24 protein-coding genes are annotated in these 25,108 nt (G+C 75.1%); 13 read left to right on the top strand and 11 right to left on the bottom strand.

What is annotated here, in order from left to right:
• Positions 1-328: 328 nt before the first annotated feature.
• Entirely contained in the window at positions 329-1,849 is a 1,521-nt protein-coding gene (locus HKK73_RS01130; RefSeq protein ID WP_171467243.1) for a dicarboxylate/amino acid:cation symporter, read from the top strand.
• Between the two features lie 83 nt (positions 1,850-1,932).
• On the opposite strand, the gene HKK73_RS01135 is transcribed toward HKK73_RS01130, so the two are convergent.
• The 6 genes from HKK73_RS01135 to HKK73_RS01160 all read right to left on the bottom strand — a co-directional run bounded on the left by HKK73_RS01135 (position 1,933) and on the right by HKK73_RS01160 (position 6,581).
• Positions 1,933-2,238 carry an SHOCT domain-containing protein gene (locus HKK73_RS01135; protein WP_114552566.1) on the bottom strand — a complete coding sequence of 102 codons (306 nt, stop codon included), beginning with the start codon at positions 2,236-2,238 and terminating at the stop codon, positions 1,933-1,935.
• A 152-nt stretch (positions 2,239-2,390) separates the two neighbouring features.
• A complete protein-coding gene (locus HKK73_RS01140) occupies positions 2,391-3,056 on the bottom strand; it encodes a response regulator transcription factor (protein ID WP_076403946.1) in 666 nt (221 codons plus the stop codon).
• Positions 3,053-4,297 carry a sensor histidine kinase gene (locus HKK73_RS01145; RefSeq protein ID WP_171467244.1) on the bottom strand — a complete coding sequence of 415 codons (1,245 nt, stop codon included), beginning with the start codon at positions 4,295-4,297 and terminating at the stop codon, positions 3,053-3,055. The genes HKK73_RS01140 and HKK73_RS01145 overlap by 4 nt, the downstream gene beginning before the upstream one ends.
• 123 nt (positions 4,298-4,420) lie before the next feature.
• The gene (locus HKK73_RS01150) at positions 4,421-4,900 is read right to left on the bottom strand and encodes an SRPBCC family protein (RefSeq protein WP_061268360.1); all 480 of its coding nucleotides are present in this window, start codon (positions 4,898-4,900) and stop codon (positions 4,421-4,423) included.
• 156 nt (positions 4,901-5,056) lie between these two features.
• Positions 5,057-5,521, bottom strand: a complete 465-nt coding sequence (locus HKK73_RS01155) for a hypothetical protein (RefSeq protein ID WP_034655328.1) — start codon at positions 5,519-5,521, stop codon at positions 5,057-5,059.
• Positions 5,522-5,651: 130 nt separating this feature from the next.
• Positions 5,652-6,581: an NADP-dependent oxidoreductase gene (locus tag HKK73_RS01160; protein WP_171467245.1), complete on the bottom strand. Its 930-nt coding sequence runs from the start codon at positions 6,579-6,581 to the stop codon at positions 5,652-5,654.
• A 177-nt stretch (positions 6,582-6,758) separates the two neighbouring features.
• Between HKK73_RS01160 and HKK73_RS01165 the strand changes: the two genes are divergently transcribed.
• The gene (locus tag HKK73_RS01165) at positions 6,759-7,142 is read left to right on the top strand and encodes a TraR/DksA C4-type zinc finger protein (RefSeq protein ID WP_171467246.1); all 384 of its coding nucleotides are present in this window, start codon (positions 6,759-6,761) and stop codon (positions 7,140-7,142) included.
• 39 nt (positions 7,143-7,181) lie between these two features.
• Here HKK73_RS01165 and HKK73_RS01170 read toward each other — a convergent pair whose 3' ends face one another.
• Positions 7,182-7,946, bottom strand: coding sequence for a glucose 1-dehydrogenase (locus HKK73_RS01170; protein ID WP_114553411.1), 765 nt, complete (start codon positions 7,944-7,946; stop codon positions 7,182-7,184).
• Positions 7,947-8,071: 125 nt separating this feature from the next.
• The gene (locus tag HKK73_RS01175; RefSeq protein WP_171467247.1) at positions 8,072-8,734 is read right to left on the bottom strand and encodes a TetR/AcrR family transcriptional regulator; all 663 of its coding nucleotides are present in this window, start codon (positions 8,732-8,734) and stop codon (positions 8,072-8,074) included.
• A 176-nt stretch (positions 8,735-8,910) separates the two neighbouring features.
• Between HKK73_RS01175 and HKK73_RS01180 the strand changes: the two genes are divergently transcribed.
• The 4 genes from HKK73_RS01180 to HKK73_RS01195 are packed head-to-tail and all read left to right on the top strand — an operon-like array spanning position 8,911 to position 16,522.
• Complete coding sequence (locus HKK73_RS01180; RefSeq protein WP_043658499.1) at positions 8,911-10,317, top strand: glutamate decarboxylase; 1,407 nt, start codon at positions 8,911-8,913, stop codon at positions 10,315-10,317.
• Between the two features lie 27 nt (positions 10,318-10,344).
• Positions 10,345-11,988 (top strand): APC family permease, encoded by a 1,644-nt coding sequence (locus tag HKK73_RS01185; RefSeq protein WP_137279940.1) that lies wholly within the window; start codon positions 10,345-10,347, stop codon positions 11,986-11,988.
• Positions 11,985-15,326 (top strand): bifunctional lysylphosphatidylglycerol synthetase/lysine--tRNA ligase LysX, encoded by a 3,342-nt coding sequence (gene lysX, locus HKK73_RS01190; RefSeq protein WP_163186602.1) that lies wholly within the window; start codon positions 11,985-11,987, stop codon positions 15,324-15,326. The genes HKK73_RS01185 and lysX overlap by 4 nt, the downstream gene beginning before the upstream one ends.
• 2 nt (positions 15,327-15,328) lie before the next feature.
• The gene (locus tag HKK73_RS01195) at positions 15,329-16,522 is read left to right on the top strand and encodes an esterase family protein (RefSeq protein WP_171467248.1); all 1,194 of its coding nucleotides are present in this window, start codon (positions 15,329-15,331) and stop codon (positions 16,520-16,522) included.
• Positions 16,523-16,529: 7 nt separating this feature from the next.
• Here HKK73_RS01195 and HKK73_RS01200 read toward each other — a convergent pair whose 3' ends face one another.
• From HKK73_RS01200 to HKK73_RS01210, 3 genes are all read right to left on the bottom strand, one after another.
• Positions 16,530-16,952, bottom strand: a complete 423-nt coding sequence (locus tag HKK73_RS01200; RefSeq protein WP_171467249.1) for a hypothetical protein — start codon at positions 16,950-16,952, stop codon at positions 16,530-16,532.
• A gap of 50 nt (positions 16,953-17,002) precedes the next feature.
• A complete protein-coding gene (gadC, locus tag HKK73_RS01205; RefSeq protein ID WP_171467250.1) occupies positions 17,003-18,517 on the bottom strand; it encodes a putative glutamine/gamma-aminobutyrate antiporter GadC in 1,515 nt (504 codons plus the stop codon).
• Between the two features lie 79 nt (positions 18,518-18,596).
• Positions 18,597-19,871: an amidohydrolase gene (locus HKK73_RS01210; RefSeq protein WP_051028465.1), complete on the bottom strand. Its 1,275-nt coding sequence runs from the start codon at positions 19,869-19,871 to the stop codon at positions 18,597-18,599.
• A gap of 545 nt (positions 19,872-20,416) precedes the next feature.
• Here HKK73_RS01210 and HKK73_RS01215 point away from each other — a divergent pair.
• From HKK73_RS01215 to HKK73_RS01245, 7 genes are all read left to right on the top strand, one after another.
• On the top strand, positions 20,417-20,620 hold the full coding sequence (locus HKK73_RS01215; protein ID WP_076404113.1) for a cold-shock protein: 204 nt from the start codon (positions 20,417-20,419) through the stop codon (positions 20,618-20,620).
• Between the two features lie 184 nt (positions 20,621-20,804).
• Positions 20,805-21,473, top strand: coding sequence for a Pr6Pr family membrane protein (locus HKK73_RS01220; protein WP_085386813.1), 669 nt, complete (start codon positions 20,805-20,807; stop codon positions 21,471-21,473).
• Between the two features lie 115 nt (positions 21,474-21,588).
• A complete protein-coding gene (locus HKK73_RS01225) occupies positions 21,589-22,086 on the top strand; it encodes a hypothetical protein (RefSeq protein ID WP_085386812.1) in 498 nt (165 codons plus the stop codon).
• Between the two features lie 9 nt (positions 22,087-22,095).
• Positions 22,096-22,767 (top strand): hypothetical protein, encoded by a 672-nt coding sequence (locus HKK73_RS01230; protein ID WP_085386811.1) that lies wholly within the window; start codon positions 22,096-22,098, stop codon positions 22,765-22,767.
• 89 nt (positions 22,768-22,856) lie between these two features.
• Positions 22,857-23,564, top strand: a complete 708-nt coding sequence (locus HKK73_RS01235; protein ID WP_144681394.1) for a copper resistance CopC family protein — start codon at positions 22,857-22,859, stop codon at positions 23,562-23,564.
• An 88-nt stretch (positions 23,565-23,652) separates the two neighbouring features.
• The gene (locus HKK73_RS01240; protein WP_137279932.1) at positions 23,653-24,189 is read left to right on the top strand and encodes a hypothetical protein; all 537 of its coding nucleotides are present in this window, start codon (positions 23,653-23,655) and stop codon (positions 24,187-24,189) included.
• Between the two features lie 181 nt (positions 24,190-24,370).
• Positions 24,371-25,105 (top strand): YcnI family protein, encoded by a 735-nt coding sequence (locus HKK73_RS01245; protein ID WP_171467251.1) that lies wholly within the window; start codon positions 24,371-24,373, stop codon positions 25,103-25,105.
• The last annotated feature ends 3 nt before the right edge of the window (positions 25,106-25,108 follow it).

Here is a 25,108-nt window from a genome sequence, read left to right on the forward strand (position 1 = left end):
TCCGGGAGAACCTCCGTGTTCGTCAGCGTGCCTGCCTGGCAGCTCACCCAGCGCCGCGACGTCGACCTCCGTCGAGTCGCCAGCGCGCTGTGTCGCTGACCCCCCGTCGCCGCTGACGCCTCCCCGCCTCCGCACACCCGTCAGGACCCCGGGTCGCCTCGCGACCTGAGCCGCTGACGCGCGTGGCGCGCCCCCGTCAGGCCGCTGGCTACCTCCGTGCCTGCGTCCCTGCCCGGGCCGCGCTGCTGCCGGCGCCCCGCGACGACGTCCCGAGCCCCTCTCCCGAGAGCGGGCGCTCGTGCGCCCGCGTCACCCCGAAAGGTCCTCCGTGTCCTCGACCCCCTCGACGGCCTCCCCGCAGGCCGACCCGCAGGCGAAGCAGGCTCCGGCCTCCGCGCCCGCGAAGAAGAAGCGCCGGTTCCCCTCGTTCAGCGTGCAGATCCTGCTCGGTCTCGCGGTCGGCGTCGGGCTCGGTGCCCTCGCCCTCGCCATGGGCCCGCAGGACGCCGCGGGCGAGGTCCCCAACGGCCTCACCACGACGCTCGACACGATCGGCTCGTCGTTCGTCACGCTGCTCAAGGCGGTCGTGCCGCCGCTGATCTTCACCGCGATCGTCGCGTCGATCGCGAACCTGCGGACCGTCACCAACGCCGCGCGCCTCGCCGGTCAGACGCTGCTGTGGTTCGCCATCACCGCCGCGATCTCCGTGGCCGTGGGCATCGGCCTGGGCCTGCTGTTCAACCCCGGCCAGAACGCCTCGGTGTCCGTCGACGACGCCTACGAGGCCGGCCGCACCGGCACGTGGCTCGACTTCCTCACCGGCCTCATCCCGGGCAACGTGCTGGGCCTCGGGGCGTCGACCCGCCTGACGACCGGTGACGACGGTGCGCTCACGGGTGCCGCCGAGACGTCGGTGAACTTCAACGTCCTGCAGATCCTCGTCGTCGCGCTCGTCATCGGCATCGCGGCGCTCAAGTCGGGCAAGAAGGCGGACCCGTTCCTCGCGTTCAACCGCTCCGCGCTCGCGATCGTGCAGAAGGTGCTGTGGTGGATCATCCGCCTCGCGCCGATCGGCACCGCCGGCCTCATCGGCTACGCCATCGCGGCGTACGGCTGGACGTCGCTCGCGTCGCTCGCGTGGTTCGCCGTCGCGATCTACGTCGGCCTCGCGGTCGTGCTGTTCGTCGTCTACCCGATCCTGCTGCGCACCAACGGCCTGAAGATCTCGAGCTACTTCCGCGGCGCGTGGCCCGCGATCCAGCTCGCGTTCGTCTCGCGCTCCTCGATCGGCACGCTGCCCGTGACGCAGCGCGTCACCGAGCGCAACCTCGGCGTGCCGAGCGAGTACGCGTCGTTCGCCGTGCCGCTGGCCGCCACCACGAAGATGGATGGTTGCGCCTCGATCTACCCGGCCATCTCGGCGATCTTCGTCGCGCAGATCTTCGGCATCGACCTGTCGATCACCGACTACCTGCTCATCGCGTTCGTGTCCGTCGTCGGCTCCGCCGCGACCGCGGGCCTCACCGGCGCGATCGTCATGCTGACCCTCACGCTCTCGACCGTGGGCCTGCCGCTCGCGGGCGTGGGCCTGCTGCTCGCGATCGACCCGATCCTCGACATGGGCCGCACCGCGGTCAACGTCGCGGGCCAGGCGCTCGTGCCCACGATCGTGGCGAAGCGCGAGGGCATCCTCGACCTCGAGCAGTACGAGGCCGCGACGGCCGAGGACCTCTTCGTGGACGAGGACGACGACGCGTCGTCCGAGACGACCACGGAGTCCCCGGCGCCGGCCGAGGCCGGGGAGGGTGCGCCGTCGGGCACCAAGGAGCGCGTGGGCGCCTCCGCCTGACGCCGACCAGGCGATTCCTCGCTGTCGAGCACGACGTTGCTGCCGTTGTCCGCGGGATGACGGCAGCAACGTCGTTCTCGGCGTCAGGGGTGGGGGTGGCCCTCGCGGAGGACGGCGAGGCGCGAGCGGTACTCCTGCTCGTCGATCTCGCCGCGCGCGTACCGCTCGCCGAGGATCGCGACCGGGTCAGGGCCGGACGTGCGCCACCCGCCCGGGCCCCCGCCGCGCCGGGCGCGGCGGACGACGAGGAAGACCACGGACGCGAAGAGCAGGAACCACAGCAGGGGGAACACGAACCACCACGGCCCGGGCCCCCAGCCGGCGTGCCCCCACGACGCGACGGCGTCCGTGGGGAGCGTGCCGGCGGCCCCGGTGAGTGCGGTGAGCATGACGACCTCCGGTGTCGGTGCGCCTCGCCGGTCCCGGCGAGGGCGGCCGTCCGCCGGCCGCACCCCCAGGCTCGCGCCCGCCCGACGCCGCGTCGTCACCCGGGCGTGCCGACCTCGCTCGTCCCCGGGTGCCGCCCGCGGCGGTCGGAGGCTCAGCCCGCCCAGCCCGGACGGACGACGCCCGACTCGTACGCCGCGACGACGAGCTGCGCCCGGTCCCGCGCGCCTAGCTTCGCCATGACCCGCGAGACGTGGGTCTTCACGGTCGACTCCGACAGGAAGAGCGACCCGGCGATCTCCTCGTTCGACAGCCCGCCCGCGACCTCGACGAGCACCTCGTGCTCGCGCGGCGTGAGCTCCTCGACACCGCGCACCGGCCCGACGGCGCGCGTCGCGTCCGCGACGCGCGACAGCAGCCGCCGCGTCACGGTGGGCGAGAGCAGCGCGTCGCCGCGCGCGGCGACGCGCACCGCCCGGACGAGGTCGACCGGCTCGGTGTCCTTGACGAGGAAGCCGCTCGCGCCGCCGCGGATCGCGTCGGTCACGTACTCGTCGAGCTCGAACGTCGTGACCACCACGACGTGCACGTGCGACGCCGCCCGGTCCGCGACGATCCGCCGCGTCGCCTCCAGGCCGTCGAGACCGGGCATGCGGATGTCCATGAGCACGACGTCGGGCAGGTGCTCGAGCGCGAGGCGGACGGCGTCGTCGCCGGTCGCGGCCTCCGCGACGACGCGCATGTCGTCCTCGGAGTCGATGAGCGCGCGGAAGCCACCCCGCACGAGCGCCTGGTCGTCGGCCAGCACGACGTCGATCACGGTGCCTCCTCGCGCTGCGGCGGTGCGTCGTCGGCCGCGTCGGACCGTCCGGCGGTGCCCGGCCCGGGCGGCGAGCCCGGCCAGGGAAAGACTGCCCGCACGCGGAAGCCACGTCCAGAGGGGGACGGCGCCGGGCCGGCGGAGAGCGAGCCGCCGACGCTCTCGACACGCTCGCGCATGCCCCGCAGGCCGTAGCCCGGCTCCGGCTCCGCGCCGGCGGCAGCGCCGTCGTCGGTCACGGTCACGGTCACCGCGCCGTGCGGCGCGGGTCGCACCGCGACCCGCACGTCCGCCCGCGTGGCGCCGCGCGCGTGCCGGCGCACGTTGGTCAGCGACTCCTGCACCACGCGGTAGACGACGCCCGCGAGCCGGTCGGGCAGTCCCGCGGCGGCCGGGTCGACGTCGAGCGCGACCGCGAGGCCGCCGCCCTCCGCCTGCCGCACGAGCCGGGGGAGCGCCGCGAGGTCCCACGTCGGGGCGAGAGGCGCGCCGTCGTCGCCCGCGTCGCCGCGCACGACGCCCAGCACCGCGCGCACCTCGTCGAGCGCCTCGGTGCTCGCGGCGCGGATCGCGGTGAGCGCACCGCGGGCCTGCTCGGGGTCGCGGTCGAGCAGGTGCAGGCCGACGCCCGCCTGGACGGTGATCGCGGACAGCGAGTGCGCGAGCACGTCGTGGACCTCGCGCGCGATCCGCAGGCGCTCGTCGGCGACGGCGGTCCGCTCCCGCTCGGCGCGCGCGGCGCGCTCCGCCTCGCGCGCCGCGGCGAGGCGCGCGGACCGGTCGCGGACCGTCCCGGCGACGAGCAGCACGACGACGGTCCACGCGGTCCCGCCGAGCAGCGTCGCCGGGGGCGGCGCGTCCGGGCGCAGCGCCGCCGCCGTGACCACCGCGCCCGCCAGGAGCACCGCCCCGCCCCACGCGACCCGGCGCGCGCGCACCGCGGGCCCGCTGAGCAGCACCCCCACGAGCACGCCCACGGGACCGGCGAGCACCGGGCCCCACGCGTACCCGGCGACGAGGAACGCGCCCGCGGCACCCACGGACACGACGACGGCGACGACCGGCCACCGCACGAGGAGCACGAGGGCGAGCGGGGGCACGAGGAGGAGCGCGAGCGCCGCGGCGTCGAGCGGCCGGGCACCGGGCTGGCCGTGCGTCGCGCCCACGGAACCGACGACCGCGACCACCGCGAGCACCACGGCGAGGAACGCCCGGGGGCGGCGGCGGTCGAGCGGGCCCATGCGTCGCACGCTACGCCGCGCGCGGCCGGGCCGCGTCCGACCGGGGTGCCGGGCGACGTCGTCCCGGGGTGCCGGGTCGCGTGGCCCCGGGGTGCCGCGCGGCGGCGGACGGGGGCGCGGGCGTCAGGCGCCGTCGTGCACCGCGTCGAGCACGACCGGGTCGGCGCACCCGCGCGCGAAGCCGGCGATGCGCCGGTCGACGTCGCGCTGGAGCACCCACGACCCGACGCGCTCGGCGACCGGGGCGAGCCAGCGCGGCCGGCACCGGAAGCTGTACCGCCACGTCGCGCGCGTGCCGCCGGCCGGGTCGGGTGCGAAGCGCCAGCCGCCCGCGAGGTTCTCGAAGAACCAGGACCCGCGGACCATGCGCATGCCGACGTTGGTCGGCGGGTTGTACGAGACGTACTCGCTCACCATGGACAGCCCGCTGCGGTGCCGGGTGAAGGTCCGCACGCCCTTCGCGGGCGCGGTCGCGCCGTCGAGGAAGTGCTGGTGGCGGATGAAGGGGTCCCAGCGCAGGCGGACGGCGCCCGTCGTCTGCGAGACGGCGAACGCCGTCGCGGGGTCGACGGGGACCACGAGCGAGGACTCGACGACGGGCATGGTCGGATGCTCCCACGCCGGGCGGCGCCTCGCCGCCCGCCTCAGGACGCGGCGAGCCCGGCACCGGCGTGCCCCCGGACGCGGGAGCAGGCCCCGGACGCGAGGACGGCCCGCCCCTCGACGAGGGACGGGCCGTCCGGACCGCGGCGCGTGGCGTCAGGACGCGAAGGCGTACCCGGCCTCGACACACTGGGCGCGGAACGCGTCGAGCGACTCCTGGAGCTTCGACGTGCTGACCGTCTCGCCCTGGACGGCGGCCTCGAAGGGCGCCTTGATCCCGTTGAGGTTCTCCTGGAGCTCCGGGTCGGCGAAGTTCTGCACCGCGGCGATGCGCTCGCGCGTCGTGTAGATCGCGGCGGCGGCGTCCTCGTCGTCCGGCGTGGCGAGCAGCGGCGTCGTCTCGGTGACGAGGCGCTCGGCGGAGTACTCGCCGCCGTAGAAGGTGCTGCACGTCGTGGTGACGGCGACGACGGTCGGCGTGACCTCGGGGGCCGCCTCGGTCGTGGTCTCGGTCGCGGGGGTGGTCGCCGCGTCGTCGCTCGCCGGGTCGGTCGGCGAGGCGCAGGACGCCAGCAGGAGGGCACAGGAGAGCGCCGCGGTGGCGGCAAGAAGCTTACGCATGCTAACGATTCCACACTCTGGCGCACGCGGGGCGCAAGAAGATTGAAGGGCAGCCGGGGTGGGAGCCGCGGAATCCCGCGGCTCGTGCGGTGAGCTTGTGCTCAGCGTCACAAAGGACCGCGGCCGTGCGTCACACGATGTCGAGGACGACCTTCCCGCGCACGTGCCCCTCGGCGACGAGGCGCAGCGCCTCCGCGGCCTCGGCGAGCGGGAACCGGGCCGAGATCTCCGCCCGGAGCCGCCCGTCCTCCGCGAGCGCGAGCACCTCGTCGAGGGCGCCCTTCGCGTCGACCTTGTCGGCGATCCCGGCGGCGCGCGAGGCGTCCGTCCCGACGACGGTCACGGCGCTCGGCGGGTCGTCGGCGTCGGCGGGGGAGAGGTGCTCGCCCAGCAGCGCGACGGTCGCGGACACGGTCTCCTCCGTGCCGACGAGGTCGACGACGACGCTCACCTCGTCGAGCCCGTCGGGCAGCGCGCGGACCGCGTCGACGAGCCCCGGGCCGTACGCGACGGGCGTCGCACCGAGGTCGCGCACGTAGTCGTGGTTCGCGGGCGAGGCCGTCCCGACGACGCGGGCACCGAGCGCGGTCGCGATCTGCACCGCGGCGGACCCGACGCCACCGCTCGCGCCGTGCACGAGCACGACGTCCCCCTCGCCCGTGTCGGCCTGGACGAGCGCGGAGAACGCGGTCGCCGCCGCGACGGGCAGGACCGCGGCCTGGTCGAACGGGACGGACGACGGCTTGCGCCGCACGTGGTCGGCGCGGACGAGCGAGAGCTCCCGCTGCGCGCCCGTGCCGTGCCACACGACCTCGTCGCCGGGGGCGAGGTCCGGGACGTCGGGCCCGACGGCGTCGACCACCCCGGCCGCCTCGAACCCCAGCACGCCGGGGACGCGGCCACCGAACGCGCCGGCGAGCCGCTTGAGGTCCGCGGGGTTGACGCCGACGACGCGGTTCGCGACGCGCACCTGGCCGGGGCCGGGAGCGCCGACCTCCTCGTCGTCGACCCGCAGGCCCTCGGGCCCGCCGAACTCCTCGAAGACGACGACCGTGCTCATGCCGACCCCCGTGGTCTCGCCGTCGGTCGCCCACCGCGAGGGCGAGTCCGCGCGGTGGCCCCGGGGTGGCCGGGCGGTTCCACTCTTCCATCGCGGACCGCCGCTGTCATGCGGCGGACGTGGGCAGGAGTCCCCGTCCGGGACGGTTTCACCCCGTCCCGAGCGTTGGGGAGGGTGATGACGACACCACCCGAGGACCCCGGCCACCCGCTCGACCCGCGGCCCGCGCGCGAGCGGCTGCTCGCCGTGCGCACGGAGGCGTCGGAGCGCCTGCGGGCGCTGCGTGCCGACGTCGCGGGCATCGTCGAGGCGTCGCGCGACTCCAACGCGGACGACGAGCACGACCCCGACGGCGCGACGATCGCGTTCGAGCGCGCCCAGGTGGACGCGCTCGCGCGCGACGCGGCCGCGCGGGTCGAGGAGGTCGACGCCGCCCTCGCGCGCCTGGACGCGGGGACCTACGGCGTCTGCGCGGGGTGCGGACAGCAGATCGCCGCCGGGCGCCTGGAGGCGCGCCCGACGGCGCGGACCTGCGTCGCGTGCGCGACCGCGGTGCACTGAGCGACCGGGCCCGTCGCGACCGGGCCCGCCGCGGCCGGGTCAGAGCTGGCCGTGGCCCTTCTTCGACGGGACGCCGGCGATGAGGCCGCCGTCCACGACGAACTCCGAGCCCGTCGAGTACGACGCCTCGTCGCTCGCGAGGAAGACGATCATGCGCGAGACCTCCTCGGGCGCCGCGGGGCGGCCGAGCGGGATGAGGAGGTCGTCCGGGTTGAGCGACGCGGTCATGGGCGTCGAGATGAACCCGGGGTGCACCGAGTTGACGCGCACGCCGTACGGGCCGAGGTCGAGCGCGACGGACTTCGTCAGCCCGCGGACGCCGAACTTCGACGCGACGTAGCCGTGCAGGCCCGCGCTCCCGCGCATGCCCTCGACCGACGAGATGTTGATGATCGACCCCGCGCCGGCCTTCGCCATGATCGGCGACACCGCGCGGATCCCGAGGAACGTGCCGGTGAGGTTGATGTCGATGATCCGGCGCCACGCGGCGACGTCGAACTCCGTGATGGGACCGCCGTTGGCGATGCCCGCGTTGTTGACGAGCACGTCGACGCGCCCGAACGCGTCGAGCGTGGCTGCGACGGCGGACGCCCACTCGTCCTCGCTCGTCACGTCGAGGTGCACGTAGCGGGCGTCGGGGCCGAGCTCGCGCGCGAGCGCCTCGCCCTTCGCGTCGTCGAGGTCCGCGACCACGACCTTCGCGCCCTCGGCGACGAGCGCGCGCGCGTTCGTGACGCCCATGCCGCCGGTGCCGCCGGTGACGATCGCGACCTTGTTCTGCACCCTTCCGGGAGTGCTGCCCATAGTGGGGCTCCTTTCCTTGCAGGGCACGGCGGCGTCGGCCCGCCTCGTGAGCGGGGGCGTCGTCGCGCGGGTGGTGCGGACCTGCCCGCCGGGGACCGCGGTCGACCGGCGGAGGGGACGGCTCGTCAGGGCGACGGCGTGGTCCACCAGGCGGGCAGGGCGTCTCGGGCGACCCGCGGGAAGAGCCCGGGGTCACGGGGAGGGGGCGTGGCGAGCCACACCTCGAGCGCGCCGACCGTGCCGAAGCCGACGTACGTCGCGAACGCGCGCGCCGCGACGTCGGCCGTCGCGGTGGTCGTGGCTCCCGCCGACGGCTCGGCCGGGAGTCCCGCCGGGGTGCCGGCCGGGGCCGACGGCAGGAGTCCGGGGTGGGCGTGCAGGTGCTCGACGAGCGTGCCGGTGACGTGGCTGGCGAGCAGCCGGAACAGCGGCGCGCTGAGGCCGCCCTCCAGCGCGCGCTCGTAGACGGGGAGGTGGGCCTCGACGTGCACGACGAGCGCACGGCTCCAGTGGTCGACGACCTCGCGGGAGCGGGCGGCGACGTCGTCGGCCGTCTCGGCGGCCCGGACGTCGGCGAAGAACCGGTCGCGGATCGCGTCGAGCTCGGCGCCGAGCACGCGCGCGAGGAGCTCGGACGGGCTCGACGCGTGGTCGTAGAACGTCACGCGGTTGATCCCCGCGCGGGCCGCGACGGCGGACACCGTGAGCCGGGTGACGTCCTGCTCCGCGGCGAGCGCGAGGATCGCGGTCCGCAGGGCCGCGGCGGTGCGGGCGGTGCGCTTGTCCACGGCCACCTCCTCCGCGTCGTGCCGTGCGCTGCGTCGTCCTCGACGTTACGCCGAGGCAATCACTTAAGCAACAGGTGTTGCCTATCTCACCCGCCCAGAGGCGGTCCCGGGATCACGGTCGTACCGTCGAGAGAGCGGCCGCAGGTCCGCGGCCACACCAACCCGAGGGGGCGGACATGGTCACGAACACGCGCCGGGCCGAGAGGCACACCGGAGAACCCGACGTCGTCGAGCTCAACCCGATCTTCGCCAGGCCGGGGGAGGCGACGGCGCTGCCCAAGTTCCGGTTCCCGGAGGACGAGTCCCTCCAGGAGACGGCGTACCAGATCGTCCACGACGAGGCGATGCTCGACGGGAACGCGCGGCTCAACCTCGCGACGTTCGTCGGCACGTGGATGGACGAGCACGCCGCGCGGCTGTACCTCGAGGCCGCGGACAAGAACATGATCGACAAGGACGAGTACCCGCAGACGGCGGCCGTCGAGACGCGGTGCTGGACGATGCTCGCCGACCTGTGGCACGCGCCCGACCCGGAGCACACCATCGGGACGTCGACCATCGGCTCGTCCGAGGCGTGCATGCTCGGCGGTCTCGCCCTCAAGCGGCGCTGGCAGCACGCGCGCCGCGCCGCCGGCAAGCCGACCGACCGCCCGAACCTCGTGCTCTCGAGCGCGGTCCAGGTGTGCTGGGAGAAGTTCTGCAACTACTTCGAGGTCGAGGCGCGCTACGTCCCGATCTCCGAGGACCACAAGGTCCTCGACGGCCACGACCTCGAGACGTACGTGGACGAGAACACGATCGGCGTCGTCGCCATCATGGGCGTGACCTACACCGGCATGTACGAGCCGGTCGCCGAGATCGCGGCGGCCCTCGACCGGATCCAGGAGTCCACGGGCCTGGACGTGCCCATCCACGTCGACGGGGCGTCGGGCGCGATGATCGCGCCGTTCCTCCAGCCCGACCTCGAGTGGGACTTCCGCGTCCCCCGCGTCGCGTCGATCAACACCTCGGGCCACAAGTACGGCCTCGTCTACCCGGGCCTCGGGTGGGTCGTCTGGCGCGACACGGAGTCGCTGCCGGAGGACCTCGTGTTCCGCGTGAGCTACCTCGGCGGGGACATGCCGACGTTCGCCCTCAACTTCTCGCGCCCCGGCGCGCAGGTGCTCCTCCAGTACTACCTCTTCCTGCGCCTCGGGCGCACCGGCTACGAGGCCGTGCAGCGCACGTCGCGCGACGTCGCCCTCTACCTGTCGGGCGAGATCGCGAAGATGCCCGCGTTCGAGCTGTGGAACGACGGCTCGGACATCCCCGTGTTCGCGTGGCGCCTGCGCGAGGGCCACACGAAGAACTGGGACCTCTACCACCTGTCGGAGCGGCTGCGCACCAAGGGCTGGCTCGTGCCCGCGTACCCCATGCCCGACGACCTCACGGACCTCACCGTCCAGCGCGTCGTCGTGCGCAACGGCTTCAGCCACGACCTGGCGTCCGCGTTCCTCGCGGACCTGCGCGACGAGGTCGCGCTCCTCGACGCCCTCACCGGCCCGATGCCGACCGAGGGCCAGCGCTCCAACTTCCACCACTGACCCGGACGACCGCGGGAAGGACGGACCATGGCACAGGGGGCAGCACAGGATCCGCCCGGAGGCTCGGGACCGCACGTCCGGGCCGACGGCACGCACGCGCCGACGGCAGCGCACGTCAAGGCGCACCCGTACGGGTCGCCCGGCTCCCGGCAGCCGCCGGGCCACGCGGGGCCCGCCATCGGGGCGCCCGCCGCGGGCGCGACGACGTTCATGTCGGTCGTGCAGCTCGCGATGCTCACCGTGGTGGTGGTCGCGTCGCTGCGCTCGCTGCCGGCGATGGCGTCGTACGGGCTCGGCTCGGTGACGCTCTTCATCGTCCCGGCGATCCTCTTCCTCGTCCCGACGGCGCTCGTCGCGGCCGAGCTCGCGACCGGCTGGAAGGGCGGCGTCTTCACGTGGGTGCGCGAGGCGTTCGGCGAGCGGGCCGGGTTCGTCGCGATCTGGCTCCAGTGGATCCAGAACGTCGTCTGGTACCCCACGCAGATCGCGTTCATCGCGGCGAGCCTGTCGTTCGTCGTGGGCGACCCGGGCCTCACGCAGAACGGCCTCTACACGGCCGTCGTGATCCTCGTCCTGTACTGGGGGTCGACGCTCATCACGCTCGCCGGCGGCAACCTGTTCGCCAAGGTCGGCTCGTGGAGCGGCGTCTTCGGCACGATCCTGCCCGCCGTCCTGCTCATCGTGCTCGGCGCGGTCTGGCTCGGCACCGGCGAGCGCTCGGAGACGACGCTCGAGGCGTCCGCCGTCATCCCGCCGTGGACCGGGATCGCGTCGATCGTGCTCATCGTCTCGAACGTGCTCGCGTACGCGGGCATGGAGGTCAACGCGGTGCACGCGAACGACCTGCGCAACCCCGGTCGGGGCTTCCCGCGCTCGATCGCCATCGCGACCGTGCTCATCCTCGTGGTCTTCATCCTCCCGACGCTCGCGATCTCCGTGGCCGTCCCGAAGTCGACGCTCGGCGTGACCGACGGCATCAACCTCGCGTTCAAGGCGTTCTTCGACCACTGGGGCATGAGCTGGGGCACCCCGGTCATCTCGCTCCTCATCGCCCTCGGGGCGTTCGCGTCGGTCGTCACGTGGATCGCCGGGCCGTCGCGCGGCCTGCTCGCCGCGGCCCGGACCGGCCTGCTGCCGCCCGCGCTCCAGCGCCGCAACAAGGCCGGGGTCCAGGTCGGCATCCTCGCGGTGCAGGGCGGGATCGTCACGCTGCTCGCGCTGCTGTTCGTGCTCGTGCCGAACGGCAACACCGCGTTCATCGCGCTCGTGGACATGGCGGCGGCGCTGTACCTCGTCATGTACATGCTCATGTTCGCCGCAGCGATCCGGCTGCGGCGCACCAAGCCCGACGTGGTCCGCACCTACCGCACGCCCGCGATGCGGTTCGTCGCGGGGCTCGGGTTCGTCGCGTGCGCGGCCGCGTTCGTGCTCGCGTTCGTCCGGCCGTCCGGCTTCAGCGGCCTCTCCGAGACCGCCTACCCGATCGTGGTCGCCGGGGTCGTGGTCGTGCTCGGCGGCCCGCCGCTCCTCTTCTACGCGCTGCGGCGCCCCACGTGGGACCGTCGTACCGCGGCGGAGCGGCAGACCGCCGACGACGTCCTCGTCAACCCGCCGACGCAGCCCGCGCCGGCGCCCGCCCGCGCACCGCGCGACCCGGAGGAGACCACGTGACGGGTACCAGCACCGTCGGGCGCGAGACGCCCACCCCGGACGGCGGACGGCGCGCTCCAGCGCCGCCCGCCGTCGCGTCGCCCTGGGCGGAGACGGTCGCGCGCTGGGGCGGCCGGATCCTCGAGGTCTACGCGGTGTGGCTCCTCGTCGCGCTGATCCTCCGTCCCGTCGCGCACCACGCCGAGCGCCCGGTCGCCGAGGTCCTGTCGGTCACGAACGTGCCGTCGTACCCGTCGCTCTTCTCCGCGGTCGTGGTCGGGCTCGTCGCGAGCGGCTTCCTGCGCCGTCGCCGCGCCGCGCTGTGGTTCGTGGTCCTCGTCTGGCAGCTCCCGTCCGCGCTCGTCATGCTGCTCGCGATCGTGCTCGACCGGATCGACCCGGCGGCCGGCGTGCTCGACGACGTGCACTGGACGGCGTACGCGGGCGGGCTCGTCGGGCTCGTGCTCGTCGTGGTGCTCGTCGCCGCGCGCCACGCGTTCCCCGCCCGCATCGCCCGGGGTGCGTGGTGGACGGCGGCGCTCGTCCTCGTGCTCGGCCTCGCCGTCGCGACCGGCGTCGTGTGGGCGCTGCTCCAGGTCGTGCCGTCGAGCCTCGACGACCAGTCGGCGCGGCTCGGGTGGGCCCTGAGCGTCTCGGTCGGGCTGTCGCCGCACGAGGAGCCGTTCGCCATCGACGGCGGCGCGCCCGGCTGGCTCGCGCTCGTCGGCGGCCTGCTCGCGGGCGCCGCGCTGCTGCTCGCGGTGCTCGTGTTCCTGCGGACCGGTCCGCGCGACGCCGCACGCACCCCGGACGAGGAGCTCGCGGTGCGCCGTCTGCTCCTGGAGCACCCGAGCGACGACTCGCTGGAGTACTTCGCGACGCGCGACGACCGCGACGCGATCTTCTCCGGCGACGGCCGCGCCGCCGTGTCGTACCGCGTGGTGAGCGGCGTGCTGCTCGCCGCGGGCGACCCGCTCGGGGACCCGGCGTCGTGGCCCGACGCGATCGAGCGCACGCTCGCGTACGCGCGGCGCCACGGGTGGGCGCCCGGCGTGCTCTCGGCGAGCGAGAAGGGCGCGCGGGCCTACCGCGACGCCGGGCTCGCCGTCCTCACGATGGGTGACGAGGCGATCGTCGAGACGCGGTCCTTCGACCTCGCGTCGCCGTCGATGCGGCCCGTGCGGCACGCCGTCGCGCGGCCCCAGCGCGAGGGGTACACCGTGCGCCTGCGACGGCAGCGCGAGATCCCGGCGGACGAGCTCGCGGCGCTCGCGCAGGCCGCCGACGCGTGGCGGCACGGCGAGGACGAGCGCGGCTTCTCGATGGCCCTGGAGCGCCTCGGCAGCCCGCGCGACCCGCGCGTGCTCGTCGTCACCGCGCACGACCGCGACGGCGCGCCGCGCGGCCTGCTCACGTTCGTCCCGTGGGGCCGCAAGGGGGTCTCGCTCGACTACATGCGCCGGTCGCCCGACGCGGTGCCGGGCGTCACGGAGCTCATGATCTCGACGCTCGCGAGCGAGGGCGCGGGCATGGCGATCGACCGGGTCTCGCTCAACTTCGCGATGTTCCGCGGCCTGATCGAGCAGGGCGAGTCGGTCGCGGCGAGCCCCTTCCAGCGCTTCCTGCGCCGCCTCGTCCTCACGGCGTCGCGCTGGTGGCAGCTCGACCAGCTCTACCGCTCGAACCAGAAGTACGAGCCGCGCTGGCGCACGCGCTACCTCTGCTACGCCGCCCCCGCGCAGCTCACGTCCGTGTCGCTCGCGGCGGGGCAGGCCGAGGGCTTCGTGCCGCAGTGGCCCGGCGCGCGCGGCGGCACCGGGAGCCAGCAGGTCGCGACGGCCGACGCCGCGCTCGGCGCCGCCGTGCGCGAGCAGGAGGACGCGCTGCTCGCGCTCGACGTGCCGACCCGGCGGCTCACCGACCAGGAGCGCGCCCGCCGCGCCAAGCTCGACGTGCTCGCGGCGGCCGGCATGCCCGCGTACCCCGTGGCCGTGCCGCGCACGCACCGGCTCGCCGACGTCGACGACCTGCTGCTCGGGCACGAGGTGTCCGTCTCGGGGCGCGTCGTGCGGCTCCGTGACCTCGGGGGCGTCGTCTTCGCCGTCCTGCGCGAGGAGAACCACGAGCGCCAGGTGATGCTCACCGCCGACGGCGCCGCCGACCTCGCGCTCTGGCGCCGCGTCGTCGACCTCGCGGACCAGGTGAGCGTCACGGGGACCGTCGCGCGCAGCCGGACGGGGGAGCTGTCCGTGCACGCGGGGTCGTGGGTCATGGCGTCGAAGTCGCTCAAGGCGCCGCCGGACAAGTTCCGCGGGCTCGCCGACCCGGAGACGCGCATGCGCCTGCGCCACGTCGACCTCGCGCTCGACACGCGGTCGTCCGTGACGCTCCGCGGCCGCTCCGCCGCCGTGCACTCGCTGCGCTCGTCGCTCGTCGAGCGCGGCTTCATCGAGGTCGAGACGCCGATCCTGCAGCGCGTGCACGGGGGCGCGAACGCGCGCCCATTCCGCACGCACATCAACGCGTACGACATGGACCTGTACCTGCGCATCGCCCCGGAGCTGTTCCTCAAGCAGCTCGCGATCGGCGGCATCGAGCGCGTCTTCGAGCTGGGCCGCAACTTCCGCAACGAGGGCGCCGACGCGACGCACAACCCCGAGTTCACGTCGCTCGAGGCGTACCAGGCGTTCGGCGACTACACGACGATGCGGCACCTCACGCGCGAGCTCGTCGTCGCGGCCGCGGTCGCGGTGCACGGCGACGCCGTGTCGCGTCGGCCCGACGGCAGCGAGGTCCGGCTCGACGGCGAGTGGCCCGTCGTCACCGTGCACGACGCCGTCTCGCGCGCCGTCGGCGCCGAGGTCACCCCGGACACCCCCGACGCGGAGCTGCACGCCCTGTGCGCCCGGCTCGGCATCGAGGTCGGCGAGGACGAGACGCACGGTGCGGTGGTCAACGAGATGTACGACCGCCTCGTCGAGGGCCAGACGGTCGAGCCGACGTTCTACACCGACTTCCCGGTCGAGACGTCGCCGCTCACCCGCGTGCACCGCCGCGACCCGCGCCTCGCGGAACGCTGGGACCTCGTCGCGTTCGGCGCCGAGCTCGGCACCGCGTACTCGGAGCTCATCGACCCGATCGACCAGCGCGAGCGGTTCACGCAGCAGTCGCTCCTCGCGGCGGCGGGCGACCCGGAGGCCATGGAGATCGACGAGGACTTCCTCTCGGCGCTCGAGTTCGCGATGCCGCCCACCGGCGGGCTCGGCCTCGGCGTCGACCGCATCTACATGACGATCATCGGGGCGTCGATCCGCGAGACGCTCGCCTTCCCGTTCGTGAAGCCGCAGCGCCGGTCCTGACCGTGGCGACCGGCCTCCCCGTCCCCGACACCGACCCGGCCCTGCCCGCGGCCGTGCTGCGCGAGCTGCAGCCCGCCGAGACGTACCTGACGAGCTACCCGGTCGCCGTCGTGCTGACGGTGCTCGGGGCGGGAGCGGTGGCGTGGGCCGTGGTGCGCGCACGGCGCGGCGCCCGGGCGCGGCGCGCGCGGCGGGCCCGGGGCGAGGACCCGCGCCGGCCGTGGCGTTCGCGCGTCGCGACGGCGTCCCTCGCGGCGCTCGGCGCGCTGTCCCTCGTGCTGGGCCTGGCGGTCGGCGCCAACGCCTACTCCGGCTACGTCCCGACGTGGGGGGGCGTCCGGGTGCAGCTCGTCGCGCTGGGTCTGGCCGACCTGTCGGCCGACGCGCCGGGCGGCGCGCACCGGGGCCAGGTGCGGACGCTCGCGATCCCGGGAACGGCCGCCGAGCAGATCGCGGACGAGGACGCCTGGGTGTACCTCCCGCCGGGGTTCGACCCCGAGGGCTCGACCCGCTACCCGGTCGTGTACCTGATCCACGGGTCGCCCGACGACCCGAGCAGCTGGTTCGCCGCCGGGCGGGTGCCGCGCACGATGGACGTGCTCATCCGGCGCGGGCTCGTCGACCCGATGATCGTCGTCGCCCCCACCGTGAACGGCACGGGGCCGGGCGGGCTCGACACCGAGTGCCTCGACTCGACGACGGGCGGCGAGCAGGTCGAGACGTACCTGACGACGACCGTCGTCGACACCGTCGACGCGACGTACCCGACGGTCGCGGACCGCGAGCACCGCGTCCTCGGCGGCATGTCGTCCGGCGGGTTCTGCGCGCTCAACGTGGGTCTGCGGAACCTCGACCTGTACGGGGCGATCCTCGCGATCGAGCCCTACGGGAACCCGGGCCCCGGGCCGGAACGGACGATGCTCTCGACGCAGGCGGAGATCGACGCGAACACCCCGACGACGTACCTGCCCACGATGACGTTCACGCACCCGATGCCGGTCTTCCTCGACTCCGGGCAGGACGCGCCGCGGGAGGCGCTCACCACGGTGCGGCGGATGGCGCAGGACCTCGAGGACCAGGGGCAGACCGTCGAGCTCCGCGAGGAGCCCGGTCAGACGCACACGTGGGCCATGGCCGCGACCGCGCTCCCGTCCGGGCTCGTGTTCGCGCAGCGGCAGATGGCGGGCGGCGGCTGACGCCGCGTCACTCGTCGGTGAGGAACTGCCCGCCGATGCCCGCCTGGGTCTCGAGCAGGTCGCCGGTGTCGCCGAGCACGACCCAGTTCGGCCCGGCGAGCGCGGCCTCGCCCTCCTCGGTGGGCTGACGCGGCAGGAGCGCGAGGAACTCGTCCTCGGCGATCCCGTCGGCGAACACGGCGAGGAGCGTCGTGTCGTCGCACGCGCCCAGCTCGACGTCGTCGCTGTCCGTGCTCTCGGTCGTGAACGACAGGCACGTGAGGCCGGCGGACGTGGCGGCGTGGTGGAGCGCGTCGAGCGAGTCGTACTCGACGTCCTTGTCGCCCGGGCCGGGGCCGGAGCAGGCGGCGAGCGCCCCGACGAGGACGACGAGACCGACGACCGGGCCGGTCGCGGCGCTGCGAGGGCGGGGAGCGGGTCGGGTAGGCATGTTCCGATGGTCCGCCGCCGCGCGGGTTCGCGCCACGGGAACCTCGCCCGTCACCCCGGCGGGTCGGGATCGCCTCGGTCGGGTGCGGCGTCCGCGGACTGCCAGGTGAAGGGCGCGAACGTCGACGAGTCGTCCCGCCAGGCCGGTGTGCGGGCGCGGTACAGGAGCAGCGGGAGGGCCACGAAGACGAGGGCGAGCGCGACGAGCAGCACGACGTACGTCGTCGGGCTGCCGACCGCGACCTGGCCGGGCGGGGCGAAGCTCGTGACGAGCGCGAGCAGCGACGCGACGAACCCGAGCCCGCCGACCGCCCAGACCCCGACGCGGCCCCCCGGCACCCGGTAGGGGCGCGGCCGGTCGGGCTGCGTGCGGCGCAGCACGACGACCGCGGCGAACATCAGGAGGTAGGCGACGAGGTAGAGGATCACGGTGAGCTGGCTGAGGAGCTGGTACGCGGACTGCACGGAGGGCATGACGACGAACAGCACCGACAGCACGGTCACGACCAGCGCCTGGACGAGGAGGATGTTCGTCGCCATGCCGCGGTCGTTCGTCCGGTGGAACCACCGCGGGAGGAACCCCGCTCGCGCGACGGCGTGCAGGCCCGTGGCGGGCCCGGCGACCCACGTCGTGACGCCGGCGAGGACGCCGACGGCGAGCATCGCCGCGACGACCGGCCCGGCCCAGCCGATCCCCGCCCAGGCGAGCAGGTGGTCGAACGCCTGGAGCAGGCTCGTCGTGAGGCTGATGTCCTGCTGCGGCACGACGACCGCGATCGTCAGCGTGCCGAGGGTCAGCACGACGACGGCCACGAGCGCGGCGACGAGGATCGCGAGCGGGTAGGTGCGCTCCGGCCGCCGGATCGAGCGCACGTGGACCGCGTTGACCTCGATGCCCGCGTAGAAGAGGAAGATCCCGGCGGCGAGCACGATGTTGTCGAGACGCGTGAGGTCCGGGACGAACGCGCCCCAGGAGAGCGTGGTCCGGGACGGCTCGCCGCCGAGGAGGTAGGCGGCGCCGAGCCCGACGAGCAGCGCGGCGGGGACGAGCGTCCCGACGATCCCGCCCCAGCGCGCGGTGCGGGCGAACGCGGACGCGCCGCGCAGGGCGATGAGCGTCGCGGCCCAGAACACGACGAGCACGATCGCGAGGACGAAGAGCCGGTCGTCGGCGACCCGTTCGTCGAACCGCGCGTCGGGCCCGGTGTAGGCGAGCGTGACGGCGGCGAACGTGAGGACGGTCGGGAACCAGATGCAGCCCTCGACGAACACCATCGCGATCGCGAGGAAGCCCCACCTGCTCCCGAACGCCTCGCCGACCCAGCGGAACATGCCGCCCTCCTCGGGCCACGTGGACGCGAGCTCGGCCGCGACGACGGCGACGGGTGCGAGGAAGCAGACGGCGGCGAGCAGGTAGTAGAACGCGGAGGAGAGCCCGTACTCCGCCTCGGCGGGCAGACCACGCAGGCTGACCACCGCGGCGACGTTGAGCATGACCAGCGACGTGGCCGTGATGGTCGCCGCGGCGGGCCGGGCGGGGTGCTGCGAGGTGGCGGTCCGGGCCATGGCGTCCCCCTCGGCGGGCGCGACGGCCCTCGGGGGGAACGCTAGCGACGCCGCGCGCGACCGGCGAGCGGGGCCGGCGTCAGGCCCGGAAGCGCTCGCCGCGCTCGACGACTCGGCCCGCGCCGCGCCCGTCGGCCGCCGTCGCGTCCCACGTGTAGACCTCGGTGCCGGTGATGAGCACGTGCTCCGCGCGCGACGTCACGTCGAGCGGGTCGCCCGACCACACGACGACGTCCCCGTCGAGGCCGGGCGCGAGCGCGCCGACGCGGTCGTCGAGACCGAGGAAGGCCGCGGGGTTCACGGTGAGGGCGCGCAGCGCGGTGTCGCGGTCGAGGCCCTCCTTGACCGCGAGCGACGCCTGGTGCACGAGGAAGTTGATCGGCACGACGGGGTGGTCGGTCGTGATGGCGACGCGGACGCCCGCGCGGGCGAGCGCCCCGAGGTTCGCGATGTCGCGGTTGCGGAGCTCGATCTTCGAGCGCGAGGTGAACAGCGGGCCGAAGATCACCGGCACGTCGCGCTCGGCGAGGACGTCCGCGACGGCCGCGCCGTCGGTGCCGTGGTTGACGACGAGCCGGTAGCCGAACTCGTCGGCGAGGCGCAGCGCGGTCGCGATGTCGTCGGCGCGGTGCGTGTGCTGGTCCCAGTACAGCTCGCCCGCGAGGACGCGCGCGAGGGTCTCCTTCGCGAGGTCGCGGTCGAACGGCTCGCCCTTCGCCTCGGCCGCGTCGCGCCGCGCGGCGTAGTTCTGCGCGTCGACGAACGCGGCACGGATGACCTTCGCGACGCCGAGGCGCGTCGAGGGCGTCTTCTTCTGGTCCCCGTACACGCGCTTGGGGTTCTCGCCGAGCGCCGACTTCACGGAGACCGCCTCGCGGATCACCTGCTCGTCGACGGTGCGGCCGCCCCACGTCTTGATCGCGACGGTCTGCCCGCCGATGGGGTTGCCCGAGCCCGGCTTCACGACGGCGCTCGTCACGCCGCCGACCAGCGCGTCGCGGAAGCCCTCGTCCTCGACGTTGATCGCGTCGATCGCGCGCAGCGCCGCGCCGTTCGGGTCGGTCATCTCGTTCGTGTCGTTGCCGGCCCAGCCCTCGGCCTCCTCCATGACGCCCATGTGGGCGTGCGCCTCGACGAAGCCGGGCAGCACCCAGCGGCCGCGCGCGTCGAGGGTCGGGACGCCGTCGGGCACGACGACGTCCGCGCCGACCGCGGTGATGACCCCGTCCTCGACGAGGACGGTCCCGTTCTCGATCGGGTCGGACGCGACGGGCACGACGTAGCCGTTCACGACGGCGACGCTGCGGCGCGCGGTGCGAGGGGCGGTGCGGGCGGGGGTGGAGGAGGTCGTCATGCCCCCATCATCGCCCGGGGCGACCGTCCGCCACACGCCATGGTGTAGCGTGAGGGCTGCGCCCAGGTCGCGAGCAGGGTCTCGCGACGATCTTCGGTCCTCGGCATCGAAGCACGACCGTGGGCGCCGGGCAGCAGACGCTGCCGACGACGATCTCCGCCCCAGAAGCGCGCGGAGCGAGAGCAGAGAAACACATCACTTCTTCCACCATCCTCGATCGCCCGGCGACCGCTCCTGCGGCCGCGGGCACGCCCGGACCAGACCTCGTGCTGCGCCGCGCCGACGACGACCTGTGGGTCGCGACGGCCGACGGCGAGTACGCCGGGATGGTCACCCGACGCCCGGACGGCTTCCACGTCCACGACCGCTTCACGCGGCCCGTGACCGTCGTCGCCGCCCTGGAGCACGCGCGGCGCCATCTGAGCGCCCCGCCCGGTCGCCCGGCGGGCTCCCGCCGCGACCACACCCCGAACCGCCGGCGCCCTGCAGGGCGCGGTACCCGGACCCGCGCACGTGGGCCGGTCGTCTCGACGAAGGAAAACACCATGGCTACAGGCACCGTGAAGTGGTTCAACTCGGAGAAGGGCTTCGGCTTCATCGCCCCCTCCGACGGCACCGCGGACGTGTTCGCCCACTACAGCGAGATCCAGTCGAGCGGCTACCGCTCGCTCGAGGAGAACCAGAGCGTCTCCTTCGACGTCACGCAGGGCCCCAAGGGCCCGCAGGCGACGAACATCCAGGCACTCTGATCCCGCTCCCGCCCGGCGCCTCGCGCCGGCGGGGGTGACGATCTCCACCGGAGGGCCGCGCCTCGTGCGCGGCCCTTCGGCGTGCCCGGACCTCGACGCGCGCGGCGGTGCCCGACGGCGGTCGTGCCCCGGCCGCGGGGACTAGGCTCTCGACCGGAGCCACACCGCGCGCGAAGGAGCCCGCATGCACGTCGTCGTCGGACTGTTCCGGCTGTTCCTCGTCGTCCTCGCCCTCGTCGGGACGCGCGCGATCTGGCGCGACGGGGACATCGAGGGCCTCGTCTACTTCACGAACCAGACGGGCTTCCTCATCGCGGTCGTCTTCGCCTGGGCGGGGGCCGCGTCCCTCCTGCGCCGCCGACAGCCGCCGGGATGGCTGAAGGGGGGCGTGACGCTGTTCGCGGCGATCACCGGCCTCGTGTCGTGGCTCGTGCTCGCGCCCGAGGACCCGGGCGCGCCCGCCGTCTTCCTCGGGCTCACCGACGGCCAGATCGAGCACGAGGTGCTCCCGCTCGCCGTGGTCGCAGACTTCCTCCTGCTCGACGCGCACCGGCGCCTGCGCGGCCTCGACGCCGCGCGCTGGCTCCTGTACCCGCTCGCGTACTTCGCGTTCACGACGATCCGCGGGTTCGTCAGCCCCGGCAGCGAGTACCCGTACGGGTTCGTCGACCTCGACGCGCTCGGCTGGACCGGGCTGCTCGTCAACGTCGTGCTCTACGGGGCGGGCTTCCTCGTGCTCGGGCTCGTGATCGTCGGGCTCGACCGGCTCCTGCCCACCGGCCCCGCGATCGGCCGGTACCCCGAGCGCGCGGGGCGCAGCATGCACGTCGTCGCGTCGGGCGAGCGCCCGTGACCGTGCCGCGCGCCGCACGGGCCGACGGGTGAGGCGTCGTCCGTCAGACCGGTGGGGTGGTCGGCGCCGTGCACGGTGGGGGTGGAGCCGTGGTGCGTTCACCGTCGGGCTGATCATGACGGGTGTGCTCACCGGGATCGTCATCGCGGACCGCGGCGACCAGCGGGTCGCCGAGAGGCTCGCCGAGACCGGAGTCCTCACGACGGCGAGCGGGGCGGAGGTGCACGTGATCGCCGTCGGTCGCGGCAGCACGCTGGACGTGGACGCGGTGCGCGCCCTCGTCGAGCTGCCGCACGGGCCCGCCGAGGTGTACCTCGTCGGGGCGTGGGCCGACGGCGAGGAGATCGGCGAGACGGGGTGGCACCCGGCACCGGCTCCGTACGCGGGGACGTTCGACGTCCTGCGGGACCCGCAGGACGCGGGCACGGTCATGGCGGTCCCGGACGTCGAGCACGCCGCGACCGGTGACGACGTCGAGACCGGCGCGGTCCTCCTCGGCGGCGCGGGTGCGTGGACCGTGGCGTTCGCGTGGCCCGCGTGGCGGTCGTTCCCGGAGTCCACCCGCGCGGCGGTCCGCCGTCGGCTCGGGCGCCTGTGGCGACGGCCCCGCTAGGGTGTCCTCGTGCCCTCCCCGGTCGTCGGTCCGCTGCGCGTCGCCCGCGCCGCGCTCGTGGCGACCCTCGTACTCGCGCTGACGGCGCTCGCGCACCGCGTCGCCGGAGGTGCGCTCCCGGACCCGCTGGTCCTCGCGGCGCTCGCCGCGTTCACGCTCGCCGGCACGACGGCGGCCGCCCGCCTGCGCTTCACGCCCGCCCGGCTCGTCGTGCTCCTCGGGGGCGCGCAGCTCGCGCTCCACCAGGCGCTCACCGTCCTGACCCCCGGGGCGTGCCACGCCGTCGGCGGGGGAGCCGGGCACGCTGCGCACCTCGCGGCGTCGTCGGGCGCGGTCGTGTGCGCGGTGCCGTCGGCCGACGGCGCGGCGTCCCCGCTGCACCCGGAGCACCTCGCGGCGTCGGGCGCGTGGATGGTCGCCGCCCACGCCGCCGCGACGGTCGTGCTCGCCCTCGTGCTGGCGCACGGCGAGCGCGCGCTCGAGCGGTTCCTCACCTGGGTGACCCCGCGCGCCGCGCTCCCGCTCCCGGCCCGTGCGGCGGTCCTCGGCCGCCGCGGCGTCGTCCCCGCGCGCCCGGTGCGCGTCGTCGACGTGTGGCGGTCGCTCCGGGCGCCGACGCGCGGACCGCCGCGGGCGCACGGTCCGTCGGGAGCACTGCTGCGCCCCCTCGCCGCGTCCTGACGCGGCACCCGACGAGGCCGACCCGGCGACGGCCGGGCCCCCGGGCACCACCGTGCGGCCACCGGCCGCGCCTCGGACGGAAGAACCTCATGACCCTCTCCCTGCGCCGACCGCTGTCGGCCCTGCCCACCCTCCTCGCCCTCCTCGCCGCCGCGGCCCTGACGCTCGGCCTCACCGCCGCCGTCACGACGCTCACGGCCGGCCCGGCGTCCGCGCACGACCGGCTCCTCACCTCCGACCCGGCCGACGGCGCACAGCTCGAGGCCCCGCCCGCGGCGATCACGCTGACGTTCAACACCGAGCCGCTCCCCGTGGAGCCGCAGGTCGTCGTCTCCGACTCGGCCGGCACGGTCGTCACGCAGGGTGCGCCCACGATCGACGGCAGCACCGCGACCTACGCGATCGACCCGGCCGTCGCGCTCGGCGGCGACACGTACACCGTCGCGTGGCGCGTCGTCTCGTCCGACGGGCACCCGATCGAGGGCACGTTCGCGTTCGCCGTCGCAGCCCAGCCGGAGGCGCCCGCGACGGACGACCCCGCGACGGACACGGCGACACCGGAGGAGACCGCGACCGAGGAGCCGACGACCGGCACCACGACCGAGCCCTCCGCGACCACGACGACCGACGCCGCCGAGACCGCGGACGACGGCACCTCGTCGCTGCTGCCGGTGCTCGTGGGGCTCGGCGCGCTCGTCGTGGCCGCGGCGGTCGTCGTCGTGGTGGTGCTGCGCCGTCGGGGCCCCGGCCCGGACGCCGGCACCGACGACGGCGCCCCGCACGACCCGCAGGGCTGACCGTGCCGGCGCACGCCGCCCTCTCCCGCGCGGAGAGGGCGGCGCCGGCCCCTGCCGCCGGGGCCCCTTCTCCCGCTAGGGTGCGTCCGTGACGTCGCCCGGAGCAGGGGTGCTCCGCGGCGTGCGGGTGCTGCTGCTCGCCGCCGCGGTCGTCGGGCTGTCCGTCGTCGCGCACGGCCTCGCCGGAGGTACCGACCCCGGGGCGGTCCCGCTCGGGGTCCTCGCGGTCCTCACCGCCGTCGCCGTGCGACCCCTCACCCGGCGCGAGGTCGGGCTGCCGCGGCTGCTCGGCCTGCTCGGCGCGGGCCAGCTCGTGCTGCACGTCGTCTTCGACCGCTGCGCCGCGCTGTCCCCGGCCGACGCCGCCGCGCACGCGCACTCCTCCTCGCCGCTCGCGATGCTCGGCGCGCACGCCGTCGCGACGCTCGCCGTCGCGCTCGTGCTGCGGTACGGCGACGCCGTGCTGTGGCGCCTGTGGACGTGGCTCGCGGGACGCCGGGTGCCCGGCCGCCCGCGGCCCGTCGTCGTCCTCGCTGCCCCTCCCGCCGTCGGCGCGCTGCCGACGGTGCGCGACCTGCTCGTGCGCGGCGCCGCGCCCGGGCGCGGGCCGCCCCTTCCCGCCTGACCTCTCCCGGACGCCCCCGCGGACGCCGTCGCCCGACGACGTCCGCGGCGTCCCGCTCCCGCGCGCCCGCGCGACCGCTCACCCGCCGCCGGCCGGCTCCGCCGACCCGTGGCGCGGCGCGCCGTCGTGCCCGCCGGAGCAGCGTCCCCTCTCCCCGCACCTCTCCCCGAAAGGCACCACCATGCGAAAGACCCTGCGCGCCGTCGGCGCCGCCGCACTGACCACCGGGCTCGCCGTGACCGGCGCGGCCGCCGCGTCCGCCCACGTGACCGTCACCCCCGACACGACCGAGGCGGGCTCCTACGCCCTCCTGACGTTCGGCGTCCCGCACGGCTGCGGCGACTCCCCGACGACGAAGGTCTCCGTCCAGGTCCCCGAGCAGGTCGTCACCGTGACCCCCACGGTCAACCCCGGCTGGGACGTCGAGAAGGTCATGGAGGACCTCGCCGAGCCCGTGGACGACGGGCACGGCGGCCAGTACACCGAGCGCGTCGCGGAGGTCGTGTACACCGCGAAGGCGCCGCTGCCCGACGGCTACCGCGACGCGTTCGTGTTGTCGCTCAAGCTGCCCGACGCGGCGGGCGAGACGCTCGTCTTCCCCACGGTGCAGGAGTGCGCCGAGGGCGAGAGCGCCTGGGTGCAGGTCCCGGCTGACGGCGAGGACGGCGAGGAGCTCGACCTGCCCGCCCCGCTGTTCGAGCTGACGGCCGCGTCCGGCGGCGACGCGCACGGCACCCAGGACGCCGCGGCGGACGCGGCCGCCGAGCCGGCCGCCGCGGACGGCGAGGCGACGGAGGCCGCCGCGGTCACGTCGAGCGGACCGGCCCCCGCGGTCACGTGGACGGCGCTCGTCCTCGCGGCGGCCGGCCTCGTGCTCGGGCTGCTCGGGTTCGTGCGCTCGCGCCCGCGGGCCTGACCC

It is taken from the genome of Cellulosimicrobium sp. 72-3 (assembly GCF_013127315.1).
GTDB lineage: Bacteria > Actinomycetota > Actinomycetes > Actinomycetales > Cellulomonadaceae > Cellulosimicrobium > Cellulosimicrobium funkei.